Source organism: Streptomyces sp. NBC_00829 (genome assembly GCF_045161795.1).
Lineage (GTDB): Bacteria > Actinomycetota > Actinomycetes > Streptomycetales > Streptomycetaceae > Streptomyces.
In genome coordinates this window covers 7,976,525-7,996,572 of sequence record NZ_CP108867.1, presented here as the reverse complement: position 1 = coordinate 7,996,572, position 20,048 = coordinate 7,976,525, and the positions used below count along the sequence as shown (strand labels likewise).

The window sequence follows — 20,048 nt, the reverse complement described above, 5'->3', positions numbered from 1 at the left end:
AACGGTTGCCTCAGACATGATGCGTTCTGATGCCGCCCGCCAGGATCCGGTGCAGAAGCCGGCCATGCCGACGACCCGTGCCGCCCCGCTTCGGGCGGCGGACGGCCGTCGGCATGGCCACTGCAGGAACGAGCAGGCGCCGCCGTCAGAGCTTGACGGGCTTCACCTTCCTGTCGACGCCGTTCACCCGCACGGTGACGTTCTTCTGGTTCCGCGCCCGGTCGGCCACGATTCTGTAGGACGTGGCCTTCCCGTTCCGCCACTTACAGCTGACCTCGTAGCCGCCACGGGCGCGGAGCCCGGTGAAGGAACCCTTGGCCTTCCATTCGTCCGGCAGGGCGGGCAGCAGGTGGATGACGCCGTCGTGACTCTGCAGGAGCATCTCCGCCACGGCGCCCGAGATGCCGAAGTTGCCGTCCATCTGGAAGGGCGGGTGGTTGCAGAACATATTGGGCAGCGTGTTGTAGGTCAGCAGTCCGCGCAGCATGATCTGGGCGCGATGGCCGTCACCCAGGCGAGCGAAGAGGGCCGCCCGCCAGGGCCAGGTCCACGAGCGACGGCTGTCGCCCGACACCGTCGCGGCCGTGAACGGGACGCCCGCCTTCTCGCCGCACCGTGCTTTGAGCGAGACGAGCGCGGCGGCCGCGAAGTCGGGTGCCTTCGGGGTGATCTGACGGCCCGGGTAGACCGCGAAGAGGTGCGAGGTGTGGCGGTGGATGTCGGTGGGGCTGTCGACGTCCTTCTGCCACTCCTGCAGCTGACCCCACCGGCCGATCTTGTTCGGCGCGAGGCGTGCCTGCATGTCCGCGACCTTGGCCCGGTAAGCGGGATCCGCCCTGAGCGCGGCCTCGCAGTCGAGGTAGTTCTGGAACAGGTCCCAGATGATCTGCTGGTCGTACATGACGCCGTCCTCGCGCGGCCCGTGCTCGGGGGACCAGCCGTTCGGTGCGACAAGGAGTCCGTCGTCGCGCTCCTTGAGATGGCCCTCCCAGAACTCGCAGATCTCCTTGATCATCGGGTAGGCGACGGTGCGGAGGTAGACCAGGTCCTGGGTGAACGCCCAGTGCTCGTACAGATGCTGCGCATACCAGGCGCTCGCGACGGTGTTCCACTCCCACGCGTTGCCGCCGAAGATGCTCTGGCTGGTGCGGGCGGTCCAGCCACGCGTGTCCTTGCCGAAGGCGTTGCGGGTCGCCACGCGGCTGGGCACCGCCACCTGCTCGATGAACCCGACGAGTGCCTCATGGCAGTCGGACAGGTCCGTCGTCTCAGCTCCCCAGTAGTTCATCTGGACATTGATGTTGGTGTGGTAGTCGGAGGCCCACGCCGGCTGGTTGCTGTCGTTCCAGAGGCCCTGGAGGTTGGCGGGCAGGCCGTTCGGGCGAGAGGAACTGATGAGCAGGTACCGGCCGTAGTCGAACATCGTCTGCTCGAGTGTCGGGTCCTCCCCGCCCGCCGCGTAACGCGCCAGCCGGACGTCGGTCGGCAGAGCGATGACGGCGGCGTCGGAGGTGCCCCAGACGACCGAGACACGGTTCATGAGGGCGCCCATCTCGGCGGTGTGCTCGTCACGCAGCTCGTCGTAGGACCGGGCCGCCGCTCTGTCGAGCGCCCTGACGACGACCGGTTGCGGATCGGCTCCGCGCCACCCGGCGGCGGCGTCCAGCTTGTAGTCGGTGCGGGCGTCGAGGAGCAGGGTCAGGGTCGTGCAGCCGCTGAACCGGAGCACCGACCCATCAGCGCGCACATCGCCGTCGGTGTGCACGGCCTGGACGGTGCACGCGTGCTTGAGGCCGTTGCCCATGACACCGCTGAAGGCGATCCGCCGGGCGCCGGCGTCGACGGTCCTCGGGGCGTTGTCCTGTCCGGATGTCAGTGAGATCGCTCCGGAGAGTCCCCGGGCGCTGTCCGACGTGTACCGGAAGACCATGAGGTCCGCGGACCGGCTGGCGAAGGCCTCCCGAAGGACGCGCCGTCCCGGCGCGCCGAAGCGGGTGACGTGGACACCCTCGACGAAGTCGAGGGTGCGCTGGTAGTCGACGACCGTGCGCCGTGTGCGCGTGTCGAAGCCGTTGCCTTCCAGCGCGATCTCCGCGATCTGGAAGCCGGTGGAGGACGCGCAGGAGGTCAGGGTGAGCCGGTAGATGCGGTAGGCCGTGCTGTTGGTGATCCGGAAGGTCCGGGTCTCGCCGCGGCCGGCGAACGGCGCCCCCGGGTTCTGCGTGTCGAGGGTCACCCAGGCCCGCCCGTCCTGCGACGCCTCGAGCGCCCATTGCCGGGGGTCGTTCCGCGGACGGTCCGGGGCCGCCGTCAGCGCGTACGAGGTGACGACGACCGCGCGGGGCAGGTCGGCCTGCCAGACGACCGGTGCGGCGGCATGGACCCGCCAGACCGTGGCCGGATCGCGGTCCACCGAACGTGAGATGTCCGTGGCCCGGGATCCGGTCCCGGCACCGGATCCCTTGGAGTGCCCGCTCGGCGACGACAGGTACATCGAACCGCCCCCGCCGAGGTCGACGCCCGACAGCCCGATCTCGCTCACCTGGAAGTGGCTGACCCCTGCCTTGGGGACGAAGTCGAACCGGTAGAAGCGGTAGGCCGCGGTGCCGGTACAGGTGAATTCCTTCGTCTGGGAACGGCTCTCGAAGGGCGTCGCGAGAGTGCGGCTGTCCAGCGTGGTCCAGGTGGCGCCGTCGGCGGAACCGGAGAGCGTCCATTCCTGCGGATCGCGCTGCGGCACGTCGTTGGCACTCGTCAGGCTGTAGGACGCGACCGCTACGGGGTCGGGAAGCTCGACCTGCCACTGCACCTTCGAACCGGGCGCCTCGATACACCACTTGGTGCTCGCGTTACCGTCGTACGTCTTGTCGACACCCTCCGACGAGGACGTGCGGTACGGTCCCCCCGGCGCCGTGACCTTCAAACGGGGACCGAAGGTGACGACGACGTCACCGAAGTTCCGGTACGAGCCGAAGCCGGTCATGCCGGTGTCGAAAGCGCTGTCCGGCTTGCCCGCGAGGGCGTTGTCGTAGTTGTTGACACCGCCCCACAGACTCTGTTCGTTGAACTGGATGCGCTCCTCGTAGGGATCGGCGAAGAGCATGGCGCCGAGTCTGCCGTTGCCGATCGGCAACGCCTGCGACTGCCAGTCCATCGCGGGGATGGGATACTTGAGCGCCTTGCGCGACAGGACCGGCCACGGGACGGCCGCCGACGCATCGGTCCCTGCGGCGACGGCCTGTCCCGCCGGCGTTCCGCCGGTCAGCTGAGTGATCAGAGGTGCCAGGGCGAGGGCACCGCCGAACTTGAGGACGCTTCTTCGCTGCGGTTGGGATTCATTCATCAAGGTGAGACCTCCCGGCCCATTCATCGGCTCTTTCAAGGAGGAAGTGACGCCACGTCGACATCCGTCGAGGGCCTCATCAGCTTTGCAGGAGAATAGATCGGACGTCTAGAGGCGTTCATCAACTGACTTACCGGGTACTGCCCGTCACCCGCCGCGACGGGCCGACAGGTGGCCCCGCGGGGGATGAATCCCGTCGATGCAGGGCGGGATCGCGCGGGCGGTCCGGAAGGCACACCGGTATGTGTGGTCGCTGCCGCATCCGCGGCCCGGCGGGCGTCGTCGCTGCGCAAAGCGGGCCGTCGGCTTCGGCTGCCCGACCTTTGTTCTGCCTCGGCTCTCAAGGAGTCACCTTGCCGGACAATTGACCCTCCAGCAGCCTTCGGAGGCCGTGATGCCCCTGCGGCTGTCCGCCCGGGTCCCGTCGAAAGGCCCTCGGACTCGTCGCATCCGGAAGGACGGCGCCGAGGTCGCCCGCGACGCCTCCGGCCAGGACCTCACCACCGCCGGAACCGACACCCGGCCAGAGGAAAAGCCTGCCAACCGGCCCCATCCCACCGGCACTTGTGACGCGGCATAGGGCTTCGGCCCTGGTGGTCACCTTGGTCACGAGCCTCGTCGCCGTATGCCGAACTGTGATCGTTTCCGCTACAACCAAGGTTCCTGATTGCCGGTCAGTTGCATGAGCGCGGACGATGGATTCCGTGCCTCCAGGTCTGTGGGGGGACCCCTTTCCGTTCCACCAGACAGTCGTCTTGCAGAACCAGTTGCTGAGCTGATCTCCCGCAGAGTGGCCGGTCCCCGCCCACCCGGCTGAGCCGAGGTCCGGCCCGTCCTGACGTCCTCAGATGTCCGGAGGCGATCCGGGCGGTGTGCGCTCCACACGTGGATCGCGGAGTTCCCACCCCGGCCGGCCTCAGCGTGGGCGTCTCGTCGGACACCGACCCGCCCCAGCCCGACAACACTCGACGGCATTCGAGAGGCCGTCGAGTGGCGGCCCGCCGGATCCGCCGTCATCCTTTTCGGGGGAGATCTCCGGAGTCGTCACCTCCGGCATCGCCACCTCTGGAGCCGCCATGGCAGTGCACTTCGACATCAACCTGATCGTCGTCGCTGAGGAGAGGTTCACACCGGCGGAGTTGAAGCAGGTCAACGACTCCGTGGACATCATGAAGACGATCTTCGCCAGACATGGACCGGTGATCGGCACCGTCAACCGCTTCAAGATCGACCTCACTGTGGCCGGGGCGAACGCGATCATCAGGGGAGCGGCCGACGCCGTGGCGCTGGCCGACCGGTTTGCCGTGCGCAACAACGAAGCTCTCGATGTGTTCATCGTGAAGCATATGTTCCACCCCACGGACGTCGGATACTCCCCCACGCCCGGGGCATGCGGGAAGAACAAGGCCAAGGGCCGGCTCAGAGCACCGGTGGTGTCCCTGGACGGCAGCACGGCGGAGAGCGGCAACACCTTCGCCCACGAGGTCGGTCACTTCCTGGGCCTGCCGCACTGCGAGAAGGACGAATCGCTGTGCGGCCCCGCGAACTTCATGCGGGCGAAATCGGGGACCAACACGGGGGTCACGCCCGCCCAGGCGGTCAAGATGATCACACACTGCCAGGTCACCCTGTAGGTCGGGCCCCCTGTCAGACCCCAGAGGCTTGCGAGAGAGGCGCGGAGACCATGACCGACCGCATCGACCAACTGCTCGCGTCCAAGGACGGGGCGGACCCCTCGCTCCTGGCCGCGCTCGACGCCGACGACCTCGCCGACGCCCTCGGCCGTGCGCTCGCCGCGGACGACGAGCACCGGGTCCGCGCTCTGGGCATCCTCGGCCTGATCGACCCGAGCCCGCTGGGGGCGCTGGCCCAGGCGGTCGGCCAGGTGCTTGCGGAGCCTGCGCCCGACGCTTTCACGGTCGCCGCAGCGCTCGACCGGGCCGCGGTGATGGGCCGGGACGCCGTTCCGTTGGCCCAGGCCGCGGCACTCTCCGACGAACCGGTCATCGCGCTGGCCGCCTGGCGCACCCTGCAGCAGGTGGCCCTCTCCGATTCCCTGGACGTCCTGGCCCAGATGGCGCCCCCGGCAGGGGATGTGGTCGGTGACCAGGCCGCCTTCGCGCTGTCGGTGATCGCCTACCGGGCAGGGAGGACGGGCTTCGAGCTCACGGCCCCGGACGATACGGGCATCGTTGCCATTCCTGCCGACGAGGAGGAGGTGTTCTTCATCAGCAGCTCTGCGCCGACGGAGGAGGACTTCACGTTGCTCAGCCGGGTCACAGCCGGTGAGCTGTACATGGTGCGGCCCGAACGGGAAGGGATGCTCGCCATCGAGTGCGGCGATGAACGGATGCTGCTCTGCATCGACTCCGACATCCAGATGGGCATGCCGGACACGTTCCTGCAGGGGCCGTCGCTGGCCGGAGTGGTCACCACGCTCGCGCCGCTCGGCACGGATTACTCCGTCCGCTACCTGGTCCTCACCTGGCCGGACGGCACCGGCGGATTCCACGTGATGCTCTGCCAGCCCGACGGGGTTCAGGTCTACTACGGCCACGCCGACAGCGACGAGATCGCCGACGGGACGGCCGCCTTCGGCCTCTTCGCCGTCGACCGGCCCGGTGCCTGCCCCGTCTCCCTCACGCCGAGCGTGACCGCGAGCGGAGTCACGCTCGGCGGCGACTGCCTGTCGATGACCGAGATCGTCACCGACCGGCTGGAGCCCGAAGCCACGGACTGAGCCTGCCCGGCCGAACGCGGTGGAGTTTGCGGATTCCGGCATTGCGGGGTCACTCGTGCAGGTGGGGTCGGCTCCGGATGTGGCGGGGCGGCACGCCCGGGCACAGCAGCGCTTGGTACACGTACACCGGGCGGCCGGGGGGCCGGCCGAGACGCGCGTGGTGTGGCGGGAGGAGTCAGGGTGAGTGGTTACGAGCCGGGTTTCCAGGGGCGGGTCTGCCTGGTCACTGGTGCGGCCAGCGGGATCGGGCGGGCGACTGCGCGGCTCCTGGCCGACCTTGGCGGACAGGTGGTCGCCACGGACCGCAACGGCGGCGGGCTGGCGGCGCTGGCCGCACAGGTGACGGCCGAGGGCGGGACGGTGACCTGTGTGGAGGGCGACGTGTCCCGGCCCCAGGACGTGCAGCGGATGGTCGACACGGCGGTCAAGGAGTTCGGGCGGCTGGACGTGGCGGTCGCCAACGCGGGGATCCTGCCACTCTCGGACGTACTGGAGACCACACCGGAGCAGTGGGACGAGGTGATGGCGGTGGACGGCCGTGGAATGTTCCTGACCTGCCGCCAGGCGATCGCCGCGATGCGCACCCAGGAGTCGGGCGGTGCCCTGGTCTGCGTATCCTCGGTCTCCGGCGTCGCCGGTCAGGCCCGGCAGGCCGCCTACGGGCCCGCCAAGTTCGTCGCCACCGGCCTGACCAAGCACCTCGCCGTGGAATGGGCCGCCCACGGGATCCGGGTCAACGCCGTGGCACCCGGCACGATCCGCACCGAGCGCGTCATCGCGCTCCGCGACGAACCCGGCGGCCGGCAATACCTGGAAACCGTCAGCCGCGCCCACCCCATGAACCGCCTGGGCGAGCCGGAAGAAGTCGCGCAGGCCATCGCCTTCCTGGCCTCACCCGCGGCCTCCTTCATCACCGGAGCGGTACTGCCGGTAGACGGCGGCTATCTGGCCCAATGACCCCACTCCACCAGTAACAGCCCGACACCACGCACCACTAGACAACACCTCGAACACCCACGCCACCGTCACCTCCTCCCCCGGCACGTCCGCCCTGCTCGCCGGGAAAGCCCTTGTCGTCCGGCCAGCTCCGTCGGCCTGTGCCCGAAGGGCGGCGAACGGGCTCATGTAACGCTTCGTCACCGCCAGTGAGGCTTCACTCCGCTGAACTGTCCCGCCTCGGCGCGAACCAGGGCGGTGCGGGGGTGGCCAGTTCAGCCGGGCACAGGCGTGGAATGGCCGTGCGCGGCGTGACTGTCGGCGAAAGGTGACATCGTCTGTGTCGGCATCGGCCCGGTCGGGTGCCCAGATTCAGGTCGCGGCCCCGGCTCCCTGGTGTCACCCCCAAACCTTCACGGGCTCTCCCCCTGCTCGGCAGCCTCCAAGCGATCCAACGCCGTCTTGGTCGGCTCCTGACTGCGGATCAACTCCCATGTTTCCACCCCGCACCCCACGACCGCCCCGATGCCGGCCAGGAGGACCATCAGGCGCCACGGCAGCCACCACCGCTCACGGGCGACCGCGTATCCCGCCATGACTACCCCCATCAGCAAGAGCCCACCGGCCTTGCGCAGCCACAACTCGAACCCGTCCAACATATCGCCCCACCTGCCTTTTCCCAGGCCACTGCCCATGTGTGACCGCAGAGCGAGCATATGGGGCGTGGGTGGGTGCCAGGAGCCGCCGGTAGGCATCCCGGCCTGCGGCGGCGGGCGTGGAGCGGAAGTACGAGACGTTCACGTAACTCGCCGCCGGATTCGGTGTCTCGCAGGCCACCGCGCTGCGGTACATCGACGAGACGGTCGAGACCTTGAGACTGACCGGCGCGGACCTGCGCGAAAGCGGACCTGACCGGCGCAATCCTCTACCGTGCGGACCTGACCGGCGCAAACCTGTACCGTGCCGACCTGACCGGCGCGCGGTGGTCCCAGGAGACACAGTGGCCCACCGTAGCTCCGGTCCGAAGGGGCCTTTCCAGCCGTGCCCTGCGGACACTGTCCGAGCAACTGGCCGACCGGCGGAGGGAGCGGGGCCCGCACCCGCTCGCAATCAACACATACGAAAAGGAAGGCTGCGCGGCGACATGAGTGAACCCACCAAGGTCCACCTGCTGTGGCACGTACACCACCGTGCTGAAGGGGACGGCTAGATCAGGCACTTCAGCGAGCCCGACGACTTCTGGTCCGACGAGGAAGCCGGCGACGACGTCAAACACCTCGGTACGTACTCAAGCCGCGAGGCCGCACAGAAACGCATCGCGTCCGCCCGGAACCTTCCCGGCTTCGCCGACGAGCCCACCTGCTTCTACATCCAGGAGTCCGTGGTCGACCAGGACGAGTGGACCGAGGGGTACGTGGAGGGATAGGCCCTGCCGGCCCCACCGGTCCGACCGGCATCGGTCGCCGTCTCCACGATGTGGCGCTCGCCGACGGTAAGGGAGAGGTCGCCAACGTGTAGACCTACGTATTCCCGCACTTCGCGGGTCGTTGATTCGTATCGTGTGACCGGTCTGGGGGTGTCCTGGGCCGGTGGTGTGGCGTTGGGTGGGGTGTGTCGATGACTTCCCGGTCCCCGCGGCCACGGTCTTCCAGGGTGCCCTCGGGTGGCACGGGCAACTCTCCGATGTACCCAGGGAGATCGCTGTACACGTGCAGGAGCGTGTGGGCGAGGAGCTCGTTGGCGTACAGCTCGCGGTCCAGAACCGGGAAGGGACCGGGATACCCGTTTGCCCCCTCGCCCCTGGGCGGTCATGGTGCCTGCGGGGCCAGTTCGCCCAGGACGGCCGATGCGAGTGCCGCGTCGAGTGCGCCGACGCCGGTCAGGTCCGCCACGGTGATCGCGCCGTCCGGCCGCTCGACGGGCTTTTCGAGCAGGAGGCCGGCAGGTGTGTCGCTGGTGTCGGTGGCGGCTCCGGCGCGCACGGCGTGGCCGAAGTCACCGTGGTCCAGGCACTGCTGGTGGTCGTCGGTGGCGATCAGTGCCGCGCGGGCGAAGAGTGCCGGTGGAAGTTCGTTCTTGTGCGGCATGTCGGTGCCGATGCCGGTCACGTGTGCGCCCTGGCGGACGCGACCGGCGGGCAGGACCGGGGCCGTGGCCGGTGTGGTGGTGATGACCATGTCGGCCGCGGCTGCTTCGTCGGCAGGGGCGGGCCGGGCGTGATGGCCGAGCGCGTGGAACTGCTCGCACAGCGACCGGGTCCTGTCCTGGTTACGGCCGTGGACGAGCACGGTGTCGATGGGGCGGAGCCTGGCCAGCCATGCGACTTGGAGGCGGGCCTGCTCTCCGGTGCCGAACACGGACAGGGTGGCGGCGTCGGGTCGGGACATCGCATGGGTGACCAGCGCGCCTGCCGCGGCGGTGCGCCAGGCGGTGAGAAGGCCCTGGTCGTCGAGGATCGCGCGGATCCGGCCGGTGCTGGCGCTGACGACGCAGACCAGGCCGTGGTTGGTGGGCAGGCCGGCGGCGGGGTTGCGGTAGAAGCCGGTGGCGATCTTGACGGTGAAGTCGGGTGTGCCGGTGACCCAGCCGGCCTTGACGTGGCAGTCGCCGTCGTCGGGGAACTCCAGGTGCACGGGTGGCGGGACGCTGGTGCGGCCGTGGGCGTGGGCAATGAGCGCGTGGCGGACGGCGGTGAGGACCAGCTCCGGGGTGGCAACGCGGGTGATCTCGGTGGTGGTGAGGACCGGCAGAGTCATCGTTTTACTCGCAGCCACTGGGCGAAGGCGGCGAGGCCGGCTTCGGAGTTGTCGCGGCCGATGCCGATACGGAACCGGTCGGTGGGGGTGGGGGTGAGGTCGGAGTGGTAGGTGCTGGCGGGCAGCAGCAGGACGCCGGCCTCCTCGACCAGGCGGGTGCAGAACTCCTCCACCCCTTCGGGACCGAGGTAGCGGGGGTAGGCGACGCAGCCGCCGTCCGGGGCCCGCCATTCGAACAGGTCGGCGAATTCGGCGAAGAACTCCTCGAAGAGCGGCAGATTCCGTGCGATGAGCGACCGGTTGCGGTCCAGGATGGTGCCGCGGGCCTTGAGTGCGATGCGGGTCAGGACCTCGCTGGGGGCGGAGTTGCAGATGGTGGTGTAGTGCTTGGCGCGCTCCAGCCGGGACAGCAGGGCGCGGTCGCGGCAGGTGATCCAGCCGATCCGCAGGCCCGGCAGGCCGAGCGACGTGGAGGTGACGTTCAGCGACAGTGCGCGCTCGGACAGGTCGGCGGCCTGCGGCAGGATGCCGGCCGGATCGCGCTCCAGGCCGTGGTAGACCTCGTCGCTGAACAAGTGGATGCCGCGCTCGTCGCACAGCATGGTCAGCTCGGCGAATTCGGCGATGCCGATCACCTTGCCGGTGGGGTGTTGGGGAAGTTCACCGACACGAGGCGGGTATTGGGGCGGATCGCCGCCTTCACCTGGTCGAGGTCCAGCGCCCAGTCCCGGCCGGGTCGAGGGCGACGCCGGTCACCTCGCACAGCGCCAGCGGAACGGTCTCGGCGGCCTGGTAGTTCGGGGTCACCACCACCGCGTGGTCGCCGGCATCCAGCAGGACGTTCATCGCCAGGTACAGCGCCTCCTCGGCGCCGGCGAAGCAGATGACGTCGGCCGCGTCCGCCCGCTCGTACATCCCGGCGATCACCTCGCGCAGGGCCGGGTCACCGAAGGTCTTGGTGTAGCCCAGGGAGAGGTTCTCAAAGGCGGCGCGGTCCTGGTCGTCGGCCAGGGCGAGCAGTTCGCCGAGGGTCATGGTCTGGACGTCGGAGGCGGTCAAGTGGTGGCGGGCGGTGAACTCCCATCGGGAGAAGTAGGTTTCCAGGCGGAAGTCGGGTAGCCGGGTCATGGATTCTTGCCTTCGATGTGGGTGGCCGCAGGGTCGGAGAAACGCTGTGCCGGGACTGCCGCGGTGCGGCCCGCCGGCGGGCTCGAGTGGTTCGGTGATGTCAGCGCCGGCTGTCCGGCAGAGGGGGTTCGGACGGTCCGATCTGCCCGGCGTAGTGGCGCAGTGCGGTGTGGTGGGTGTTCATCTGCCAGCAGTCGCGGGGACAGCAGCGCAGATCGATGGCGCTCATGTCCGGTGACGGTTCTCGCCGGTGCTCCGGTGGCGACCGACCGGTCGGGACGGGCGGGCGACTGTCGGCAGACGGTCGGCGGGCGCGGCAAGCTCGGGTGGATCACGGCGCATGATCCTTGCTGCTGGGCGTTGCGTCGCGGGATGTTCTGCGTTCGGCCAGCAGGCCGTAGATTGTGGACCGGGAGATCTGCAGGGCGCGCGCGACGACCGGCGCGGCTCGGCGCACCGCGAAGACTCCGGCGTCTTCCAGTCGCGCGAGCACTGCCAGGCGGTCAGCCCGGGTCAGCCGCTCGACCGGCCGACCGCACTCGCGGACGTAGGCGCCGACGATGTGCTGGATCTGCTCGTTCCAGTCCTGCTCGAAGAGCGGCTCGGGGCGGGCGACGGCCGGGGCGCCGAACGCGGTGAGTACGGCCGCGGCCTGTTCCAGTGGCGTCCGGTCGAGGTTGACGCACAGCACCGCGGTAGCGCGGCCGTCCGCCTCACGCAGTACCGCGCTGACCGACGACAGACGCCGGCCGTCGGCAAGCTGCTTCTCGTATGGCCCGAACACGTCCCGGGCCGAGGTGTCCAGCGCGCTGAGTTCGCCGAGCAGGGACGGGTCGCCCGGGGCGCGGGCGCTCATCGGATTCCAGACCGCCAGGACCCGGTCGGTGTCCAGGTCGTGCAGTACCACCTCGGCATACGGGCCGAGCAAGAGCGCCACGGCCTGCCCCACCGGGGCCCACATCCGCACCCGAGGATCCATGCCCTCTTCCACAGCCTTCATGATTGCCACAACTCCTCAAGGCAGGCGGGCTGGTGGCAGCAGTACGCCGGAACACACCGCTGCACATCACGGCCGCAGTCGTCGGCGTTACCGACCTATGACAACAGCAGGCAGACCACGGGAGAGAAAAAGCACACGGCGACCACGGATACACAGACGAACACACCCGCCAGCACCGCAAGTCGACACCCACGCCCCGAGTCCCGGCGCTTCCACGCACAAAACCACGCCTACCCCGCCCGCAGCAAGCTCTCGTAGAGCACCAAAGTCCGCAGGCACCGCCTGGCACACATCAACAGCAGCCTCCGTGATCAGTACACCGGTGTCCCCCGAAGGTGATCCCCCGCGTCGTCGAGACCGGAAGCGGTGTCGGTGGAGCTGCCGTGACGGCCGGACCGGTGCAGTGGCTTCGGGCCGGCCATCACACACACTGAAACCGAAGCATGCACGGTCTCGGTGGCTGTGACCAGCACTCCCGGCCTCGGTTCGGTGTTCACCGTGCCGCTTCCGCGGCAGCAACGACCGGATGGAGAACCCAAGGATCCTTGTCACGAAGGGAATTGGCGTGTCAGGATCCAGCCCTTCACGAACTCGTATACAGATGAACCTGTTTCCTTCTGACGGTGGTCGCGCGAGCGTTTAACGCTCACCCAGGCGATCCGCTGCGAATCGCCCCCCATCACAGGGACAATTCCTTGGAGTTGGCAAGCACGTGCGTGCAACACCCACCGCGGCCTTGGCCGGAACAGGCACACCCACCGCGGACACCCTCGAGCCCAACGATGACGTCGACAACCTCGACGTACTGGCCGCGCTGAAGGCACAAGCCCGGCGGACCCCGGACGCACCGGCCGTAGCCGATGCCGATGGCACGACCTCCTACGGCGAACTCCTCACATCCATGACAACGTTAGCGAAGTCGCTCGTCGCACACGGCGTCGGCCCGGGTGACCTCGTGGGTCTGTGTCTGCCGCGGGGCCGGGACGCGGTGACGGCGATGCTGGCGACACTGCGCATCGGAGCCGGATACGTCCCTCTCGACCCCGGACATCCGGCCGCCCGACTCGCGATGATGACCGAGGAGACCCGGCCCCGGCTCGTGCTGGTCCCCGACTCCGGACCGAACGGCTCCGCACCGGCCCTGCCCGCAGGCACACCCGTGCTCTCCATGGACACGGCGAGCACCGTGGAGGGGCGACACGGTCACACCGCCGTCCCACTGCCGGATACGGCCGTCGTGCCGGACGACCCGGCATACGTCATCTTCACCTCCGGGTCCACGGGAAGGCCGAAGGGCGTGGTCGTGCCACACCGGGCCCTGGCGCACTTCTGCCGAGTGGCCCGCGAGCACTACGGCCTCACAACCGCCGACAAAATCCTGCAGTTCGCCTCGATCAGCTTCGACACGAGCGTCGAGGAGATCTTCCCCGCCCTGACCGCAGGAGCCGCGGTCGTCGTCCGTGACAACGACATGATCAGCACGCCGGACGGCTTCCTGGACCGCTGCGCCGCTCTGGGCATCACCGTGCTCGACCTGCCGACCGCCTACTGGCTCGAACTCGTCGCGGCGATCGCGCGCGGCGAGGCAGCCGTTCCGGCGACCGTGCACACGGTGATCATCGGTGGCGAGGCGGCACAGGCTAGTGCGGTCGCCCTCTGGCAGGAGCACGTGGGCACCACGGTACGGCTGCTCAACACCTACGGCCCGACCGAGACCACAGTCGTCGCCACAACGGCGGACCTGACCACGTGGAAGGGCAACGGCGCCGTCCCGATCGGCACTCCCCTGCCGGGCGTCGTCGTCCGGGTGGCGACGCAGGACGGCCGGGACGCGGCACCCGGCGAGCCCGGCGAACTGCGCATCGCAGGCACCGGGGTGGCCACGGGCTACCTCCGGCGACCGGACCTCACCGAGGAGAGGTTCCCCGAAGGCCCGGACGGACGGCGCGAGTACCGCTCCGGCGACCGGGTGCGGCAACTGCCCGACGGATCCCTGGAGTTCCTGGGCCGACTGGACCAGCAGGTGAAGATCCGCGGCTTCCGTGTGGAACCGGGCGAGGTCGAGACCGCGCTGCGGGCACTGCCCGGCGTCATCGACGCAGTCGTCCTGGTCGATACCGAAGCGGGCACGCCCCGTCTCGCGGCGCACCTCGTGACCGGCGGCGATGCCCCCGGCGCCGATGCCATACGACGCGACCTGGCCGCACGGCTCCCGCACTATCTTGTGCCGGCTGTCTTCCGCGTTCACACCGCCTTCCCGCTGACAGTGCAGGGCAAGGTCGACCGAACGGCACTCGCGGCCGTGCAGCCCGCCTTCGCGCGCCCCACCGCCACCGTGCCACAGGACGCCTCGCCCGGGGCCCGCGTGGCCGGGATTTGGCAAGAGGTACTCGGGACCGCCGATATCGGCCCCGAGGACGACTTCTTCGCCCTCGGCGGGGACTCCCTCAGCGCTATCCGCATGCTCGGCAGACTGCGGCAGGCGTACGGAGCCGACCTCACCCTCAGCGCGCTGTACGCGGCGCCGAGCCTCACCGACGTGGCCGAAGCCGTACGCGCTGCCATGGCCGGTCCGCCACGCGACATCGATGTGAGTGCGGGTGCACCGGCCGAGGACGACCTGCGGGAGTTGCAGCTCACCGCGCTGCAGCGGGACTTCTGGATGGCAGAGGTGGTCAGCACCGACCTGCCGGTGCACACCCTCGGCATCCGCTACCGGTGGTCGGCCCCCGTACGCACCGAGCTGCTGAAGGCATGCCTGGCCGAAGTGGCCCGGCGGCACCCCGCGCTCACCGCCCGCTTCCCGTATGTCGGTGACGAGCCCGTGATGGTCGTGGACGCGTCCGGCGCGGTCCCGCTCCACGAGGTCGACCTACGGGATGCGACCGCCGAGTCGGGCGCTGTGCGCGCGGCGCAGGAGCGCCGGAGGGTCGTCTGCGAGCGCATCGACCTTGCAGGCGGTCCCCTGGCCAGGGCGGTACTGCTGCGAACGGCCGGCGGCGACGAACTGTTGCTCGCCGTCCACCACCTGGTGTTCGACGGCTGGTCCGCGGGGGTGCTCGGGGACGAACTGGCCGAGATTTACAGGGACCTGTCCCGCGGGCTCGAGCCACGCCGGGCGGCACCCGACCGGCTCGCGCGCATCGCCCGGGACCGGACCACCGCGGCCGGCGACCCGGCGCTCGCCGCCTACTGGCAGGGCCGCTTCGACGATGCCGACCTGGGCCTGGAGCTCCCCGCGGACCGGCCACGCTCCGCGATCGCGAACCACCGCGCGGGACGGGTGACCCGCCGTCTCGACCCGGCGACACTCGCACTGCTCGAGACCTGCGCACGGGAACAGCGGGCCAGCCTCTTCGCGGTCCTCCTGACCGGCGTACAGGTGGTCCTGGGCCGGTACACGGGGCAAAGCGATGTCACCGTCCTCGCCCCGGTGGCGGGGCGCTCCGATCCGGCGCTGGACTCCGTCGTCGCCTCCGTACTGAACATCCTGCCGCTGCGCGGCGACCTGAGCGGCGCCCCCACTTTCAGCGCGCTGCTGAGCCGCACACGGGACGCGGTCCTGCGCGACCTCGACCACCAGGGGCTCGCGCTGGCCGACATCACCTCGGCCGTCAGACGTTCCGAAGCAGGGCGTCCGGCCCCGCTCAGCCGGGTGAGTGTCACCGTCCACAACACCACGGCACCTCGTGACCGCCTGGTGCGGTACGCAGGTGACGAGGCACCGGCCGCGATCATGGCGGACCTGGCCATGGGGCTCGACTTCCCCGTGGACGGCCCGGTGCTCAACGCCGACTACGCGGCCGAACTGTTCGACCCCGAACGCGTCGAGGGCCTGGTGGACCATCTGCTGAACCTGCTGCGCGCCGCCGCCGCGGATCCGGACACCGAGGTCGACCGGCTGCCCCTGCTCGGACCCGCCGAACGCCGCACCATCCTGCACACCTGGAACGACAGCGCGGCCGGTATCACCCCCGCGCTCAGCGTCCAGGAGCTGTTCGAACGGTGTGTGGCGCAGCGGCCGGACGCCCCCGCCCTCACCTCGGGCACCCGTACGGTCACCTACGACTGGCTCAATCGCAGGGCGAACCGGCTCGCCCATCTGCTGCGTCAGCGGGGAGTGCGGCCGGGTGAGCGTGTGGCGATCTGTCTGGACCGGGAGATCGACCTGTTCGCAGCCATGTGGGGCGTGCTCAAGGCGGGCGGCGCCTATGTGCCGCTCGACCCGGCCTATCCGCAGGAGCGGCTGCGCTACATGCTCGACGACAGCCGGCCCGTTGCCCTTATCACCCGGCTCGACCTGCCCTGCGCCGCCGACCTGTCACAGCACACACCGGTGCTCGCGCTCGACGGGGACGCTGCTCTGCTCGACGGCGCCGCGGACGACGATCCGGTACCGGCCGGAAGTCCGGACGACGCGGCGTACGTGATCTACACCTCGGGTTCCACCGGACGCCCCAAGGGGGTGGTGGTCACCCACCGCAACCTCGTGCACGCCGTGAGCATGTGGCAGCGCGCGTACGACCTCGACCCGGACTGGACGTACCAGCAGGCAGCCAGCTTCTCCTTCGACATGTTCGTCGGCGAGACGCTGCGCGCGCTGTGCACCGGCGGCCGGCTCGTCGTCGTCCCCCGCGACAAACTCCTCGACCCGGCAGGCCTGTACGCGCTGATGCGCGAGGAGAAGGTCCAGTGCACCGAACTGGTGCCGGCCGTACTGCGCGCCCTGCTGGCCCATGTGGAACAGGACGGACAGCGGCTGGACTTCGTCCGGCTGCTGATCGGCGGCGGTGAAAAGTGGCAGGTGCACGAGTACCAGCGGGCACGACGACTGGTCGGTGCCGAAAACCGTGTCGTCAACGCGTACGGTGTCACCGAAGTCACCGTCGACAACGTGTACTTCGACGGCGACGTCGACGACCTGCCCGCCGACGCCCCGCTGCCCATCGGGCGGCCGTTCCCCAACAACCGCGTGTATGTGCTCGACACCCATGGCAAGCCCGTGCCGCCGGGTGTGGTGGGCGAGCTGTACCTGGGCGGTGCCGGTGTCTCGCCGGGCTACCACGAGCGGCCGGAGCTGACCGCGGAGCGGTTCGTCCCCGACCCGTACGCGGACGACGACGGCCCCGGCGCCGGCACCGGGGCGCGCATGTACCGGACCGGGGACAGCGCACGCTTCCGCCGCGACGGCACCGTCGATTTCCTCGGCCGCCTCGACGACCAGGTCAAGGTGAACGGTTACCGGGTGGAGCTCGGCGAGGTGGAGGCGGCGCTCGGCGCGCTGCCGGGGGCGGCAGGATGCGCGGCCGCCGTGCACACCCTGCCGTCCGGAACAGCCCAGCTCGTGGGGTACCTCGTCGGCGGTCCGGAGGCGGCGCTCACCGAGACGGGTGTCCGTGACGCCCTGGCGGCGACCCTGCCCACGCACATGGTCCCGGCACGGGTGGTGTTCCTGCCCCGGCTGCCGCTCACCCCCAACGGCAAGCTCGACCGGCGTGCCCTGCCCGCCCCGCCCGACGCCGGTAACGCTCCGGTGCGCACGGCTCCGCGCAACGCGGAGGAACGACGCATCGCCGCCGTCTGGGCGGCGGCTCTCGGGCTTGAGGAATCGGCGATCGGGATCGACGACAGCTTCTTCTCCCTCGGCGGCGACTCGTTCGCCGCGCTGCGGGTCGCCCGGCGGATCGACCCCGGCCTCGCGCTGGTGGAGCTGTACCGCGCCCCGACGGTTCGCGCCCTCGCCGCGCTTGTCACGGAGCGCGCCGAGGGCGGGCAGGAGGAACCGCCGCGCCTGCTGCACCGGCTGACCCGCAACGAGGCGGACCCGCAGGCGGGCGGAGTCACGGTCGTCGCGGTGCCCTTCTCCGGCGGCAGCGCCGTCGCATACCAGCCGCTTGCGGACCAACTCCCGGCGCACTGGGGACTGTACGCGATCGAACTGCCGGGACACGACATGGGCAGGCCGCACGATCCGCTGGTGCCCGGCGTGGAGGCGGCTGCCCGGGTCGTCGCTGAACTCGGCTCGGTGAAGGGGCCCGTACTGCTCTACGGGCACTGCCTCGGAACGGCCGTGACACTGGAGATCGCGCGCCAGGCGGAGGCCGCCGGGATCGAACTGGCAGGGGTCGGCCTGGGCGCCGGTTTCCCCACGGCCCGGCTGCCCGGGCGGTTCTTCGACTGGCTGCACCGGCTGCTGCCGACCGACTGGCTCACCTCCGACCGGCAGTACCTGGCGTACCTGCGCGCGAGGGGAGGCTTCACCGACCTGGAGAACGCGGAACAGGAGCAGTTCGTGCTGCGGAACGTGCGGCACGACGCGCGCGACGCCGAGGAGTACTACACCAGGGCCTACCAGGACTCCGGGGCCGACAAGCTGCGGGCCCCCGTCCTGAGTGTGGTGGGTTCCCGGGACCGGGTCACCGAGCTGTACCAGGAGCGGTACCGCGAGTGGGAGCACTTCGCGGATGACGTGTCGTTGGCGGTGCTCCCCAAGGCGGGCCACTTCTTCGTCAAGTCGCACGCCGAGCCCCTGGCCGGGGCGCTGGTGAAACACACCGAACGGTGGCAGGCGCCTCCACCCGGTCCGGCAACCGTCATGGTCGAAGCGGGCGGTACGCCGGCAGACGGTGCACCCTTGGACGGCTTGCCCGTGGACGAGCCCGGAACGGCCGGGGCGGTGGCCGGCACCGGCTCGGGCACGTCCCTGGCGCCGGCACGCGCACCGCGCACCGCGCCGAGCCTGTCCCGGTTCGCGGTGGTGGCTCTCGGTCAGTTCCTCTCGATGTTCGGAAGCAGCCTCAGCACGCTCGTCCTGAGTATCTGGGTCTATCAACGCACCGGATCCGTCACCGACTTCGCCATCGTCAACGCGGTGGGCATGCTTCCCGGCATTCTCGCCGGACCGCTGGCCGGGGCCGTGGCGGACCGCTGGAACCGCCGGGTCGTCATGCTGACGAGCGATGCGGTGGCGGGTGCGGCGATGGGGCTGCTCGCGCTGCTGGCTCTCGTCCGCGGACTGGAGATGTGGCAGGTGTACCTGGCCGTGTCGGTCACCTCGATCGCCGGCGCGTTCCAACGGCCCGCGTATCTCGCCGCGGTGGCCCAGTTGGTGCCCAAGCGATACCTCGGGCACGCCAGCGGCATCAGCCAACTCGGCGTCGGCGCGGGCACGGTGTTCGCGCCCATGCTGGGCGCGAGCCTGATCGGCGTGGTTGGCATCTCCGGTGTGATCGTGATCGATGTGTGCAGCTTCGCGGCGGGCGTCGCGACGCTGCTGACCGTCCGCATCCCCGACACCCTCTTCCGCCGCCGCGACGAGTCGTTCAGCAAGGAGATCACCGGCGGCTGGCGCTACATCACGCGCCGGCCCGGCCTCCGCGCGGCACTGCGTTACTTCGTCATCGACCATGCCTTCTACACACTCGGCTTCGCCGTCATCACCCCGATGCTGCTCATCGAGCAGTCACCGGCCGTATTGGGCGGCGCGCTCGGCGCGGCCGGGATCGGCGGTCTGTTCGGCAGCCTCGTGATGGGCCTGTGGGGCGGCACACCCCGCCGGGCACACGGCATGATCGTCTCCATGGCCGTGGCCAGCGTCGCGATGGCGATGGTCGGCCTTGCCAGCCCGCCGCTGATCGTGACCGGGATGTTCCTGCTGGCCTTCGGTGAGTCACTGGCGGACGGCCACTGGATCGCCCTGGTCCAGACGAAGGTGGGCCTCGAGCTCCAGGGCCGGGTCCTGGCCATCTTCATGACACTGATGATGCTGACGATGCCCCTCGGTTATCTGGTCGTCGGCCCGCTCGCCGAGCACTACGTCCAGCCGCTGCTCGAAGCCGACGGGGCCCTCGCAGACACGGTGGGTCAGGTACTCGGCACGGGTCCCGGACGAGGTCTCGCCCTGCTCGTCGTCGTCAGTGGGCTGCTCCAGCTGGGCTGGGCGGCCCGCGGCTGGGCCGACCGCCGCCTGCGTCACCTGGAGGACGGCCTGCCCGACGCCGTCCCCCCTGCCGAGATCGGTGACCTCGACGACCTGCAGGGTCACGCCGACGCGCAGCTGGTGACGACCGCCCGCGCCAACTGACCGCTCCCACGCGGCCACCTGACACCCCCACGCACCACCTGACCACTCCTACACGACCACCC

The 20,048-nt window shown here is 69.9% G+C and carries 12 protein-coding genes; 5 read left to right on the top strand and 7 right to left on the bottom strand.

Annotated elements, in window-relative coordinates; translation table 11 throughout:
* Positions 1–145 precede the first annotated feature (145 nt).
* Positions 146–3,343 carry a glycosyl hydrolase family 95 catalytic domain-containing protein gene (locus tag OG293_RS35685; RefSeq protein ID WP_406002887.1) on the bottom strand — a complete coding sequence of 1,066 codons (3,198 nt, stop codon included), beginning with the start codon at positions 3,341–3,343 and terminating at the stop codon, positions 146–148.
* A gap of 1,076 nt (positions 3,344–4,419) precedes the next feature.
* On the opposite strand from OG293_RS35685, the gene OG293_RS35680 reads away from it, so the two are divergent.
* The 3 genes from OG293_RS35680 to OG293_RS35670 all read left to right on the top strand — a co-directional run bounded on the left by OG293_RS35680 (position 4,420) and on the right by OG293_RS35670 (position 7,040).
* Positions 4,420–4,977 carry a hypothetical protein gene (locus tag OG293_RS35680; protein ID WP_406002886.1) on the top strand — a complete coding sequence of 186 codons (558 nt, stop codon included), beginning with the start codon at positions 4,420–4,422 and terminating at the stop codon, positions 4,975–4,977.
* A gap of 50 nt (positions 4,978–5,027) precedes the next feature.
* Positions 5,028–6,083: a hypothetical protein gene (locus OG293_RS35675; protein ID WP_406002885.1), complete on the top strand. Its 1,056-nt coding sequence runs from the start codon at positions 5,028–5,030 to the stop codon at positions 6,081–6,083.
* 180 nt (positions 6,084–6,263) lie between these two features.
* Positions 6,264–7,040 (top strand): SDR family NAD(P)-dependent oxidoreductase, encoded by a 777-nt coding sequence (locus OG293_RS35670; RefSeq protein ID WP_406002884.1) that lies wholly within the window; start codon positions 6,264–6,266, stop codon positions 7,038–7,040.
* A 392-nt stretch (positions 7,041–7,432) separates the two neighbouring features.
* Here the strand turns inward: OG293_RS35670 and OG293_RS35665 are convergent, their stop codons facing one another.
* Complete coding sequence (locus tag OG293_RS35665) at positions 7,433–7,678, bottom strand: hypothetical protein (RefSeq protein WP_406002883.1); 246 nt, start codon at positions 7,676–7,678, stop codon at positions 7,433–7,435.
* 249 nt (positions 7,679–7,927) lie between these two features.
* On the opposite strand from OG293_RS35665, the gene OG293_RS35660 reads away from it, so the two are divergent.
* Positions 7,928–8,167, top strand: coding sequence for a pentapeptide repeat-containing protein (locus OG293_RS35660; protein ID WP_406003815.1), 240 nt, complete (start codon positions 7,928–7,930; stop codon positions 8,165–8,167).
* 660 nt (positions 8,168–8,827) lie between these two features.
* On the opposite strand, the gene OG293_RS35655 is transcribed toward OG293_RS35660, so the two are convergent.
* The 5 genes from OG293_RS35655 to OG293_RS35635 all read right to left on the bottom strand — a co-directional run bounded on the left by OG293_RS35655 (position 8,828) and on the right by OG293_RS35635 (position 11,903).
* A complete protein-coding gene (locus OG293_RS35655; RefSeq protein WP_406002882.1) occupies positions 8,828–9,775 on the bottom strand; it encodes an ornithine cyclodeaminase family protein in 948 nt (315 codons plus the stop codon).
* Complete coding sequence (locus OG293_RS35650; RefSeq protein WP_406002881.1) at positions 9,772–10,410, bottom strand: aminotransferase class I/II-fold pyridoxal phosphate-dependent enzyme; 639 nt, start codon at positions 10,408–10,410, stop codon at positions 9,772–9,774. Before OG293_RS35650 ends, OG293_RS35655 begins: the two co-directional genes overlap by 4 nt.
* Before the next feature lie 64 nt (positions 10,411–10,474).
* Positions 10,475–10,903, bottom strand: coding sequence for a hypothetical protein (locus OG293_RS35645; protein WP_406002880.1), 429 nt, complete (start codon positions 10,901–10,903; stop codon positions 10,475–10,477).
* A gap of 100 nt (positions 10,904–11,003) precedes the next feature.
* Positions 11,004–11,132 (bottom strand): hypothetical protein, encoded by a 129-nt coding sequence (locus OG293_RS35640; protein ID WP_406002879.1) that lies wholly within the window; start codon positions 11,130–11,132, stop codon positions 11,004–11,006.
* Positions 11,133–11,234: 102 nt separating this feature from the next.
* Entirely contained in the window at positions 11,235–11,903 is a 669-nt protein-coding gene (locus OG293_RS35635) for a transcriptional regulator (protein ID WP_406002878.1), read from the bottom strand.
* A 712-nt stretch (positions 11,904–12,615) separates the two neighbouring features.
* On the opposite strand from OG293_RS35635, the gene OG293_RS35630 reads away from it, so the two are divergent.
* Entirely contained in the window at positions 12,616–19,986 is a 7,371-nt protein-coding gene (locus OG293_RS35630) for an amino acid adenylation domain-containing protein (protein ID WP_406002877.1), read from the top strand.
* Positions 19,987–20,048 lie beyond the last annotated feature (62 nt).

Excerpts from the sequence above, each read along its gene's own strand:
- OG293_RS35635 (WP_406002878.1), bottom strand. The coding sequence starts at position 11,903 with ATGAAGGCTGTGGAAGAGGGCATGGATCCTCGGGTGCGGATGTGGGCC.
- OG293_RS35685 (WP_406002887.1), bottom strand. The coding sequence starts at position 3,343 with ATGAATGAATCCCAACCGCAGCGAAGAAGCGTCCTCAAGTTCGGCGGT.
- OG293_RS35640 (WP_406002879.1), bottom strand. The coding sequence starts at position 11,132 with ATGAGCGCCATCGATCTGCGCTGCTGTCCCCGCGACTGCTGGCAGATG.
- OG293_RS35645 (WP_406002880.1), bottom strand. The coding sequence starts at position 10,903 with ATGACCCGGCTACCCGACTTCCGCCTGGAAACCTACTTCTCCCGATGG.
- OG293_RS35655 (WP_406002882.1), bottom strand. The coding sequence starts at position 9,775 with ATGACTCTGCCGGTCCTCACCACCACCGAGATCACCCGCGTTGCCACC.
- OG293_RS35665 (WP_406002883.1), bottom strand. The coding sequence starts at position 7,678 with ATGTTGGACGGGTTCGAGTTGTGGCTGCGCAAGGCCGGTGGGCTCTTG.
- OG293_RS35680 (WP_406002886.1), top strand. The coding sequence starts at position 4,420 with ATGGCAGTGCACTTCGACATCAACCTGATCGTCGTCGCTGAGGAGAGG.
- OG293_RS35675 (WP_406002885.1), top strand. The coding sequence starts at position 5,028 with ATGACCGACCGCATCGACCAACTGCTCGCGTCCAAGGACGGGGCGGAC.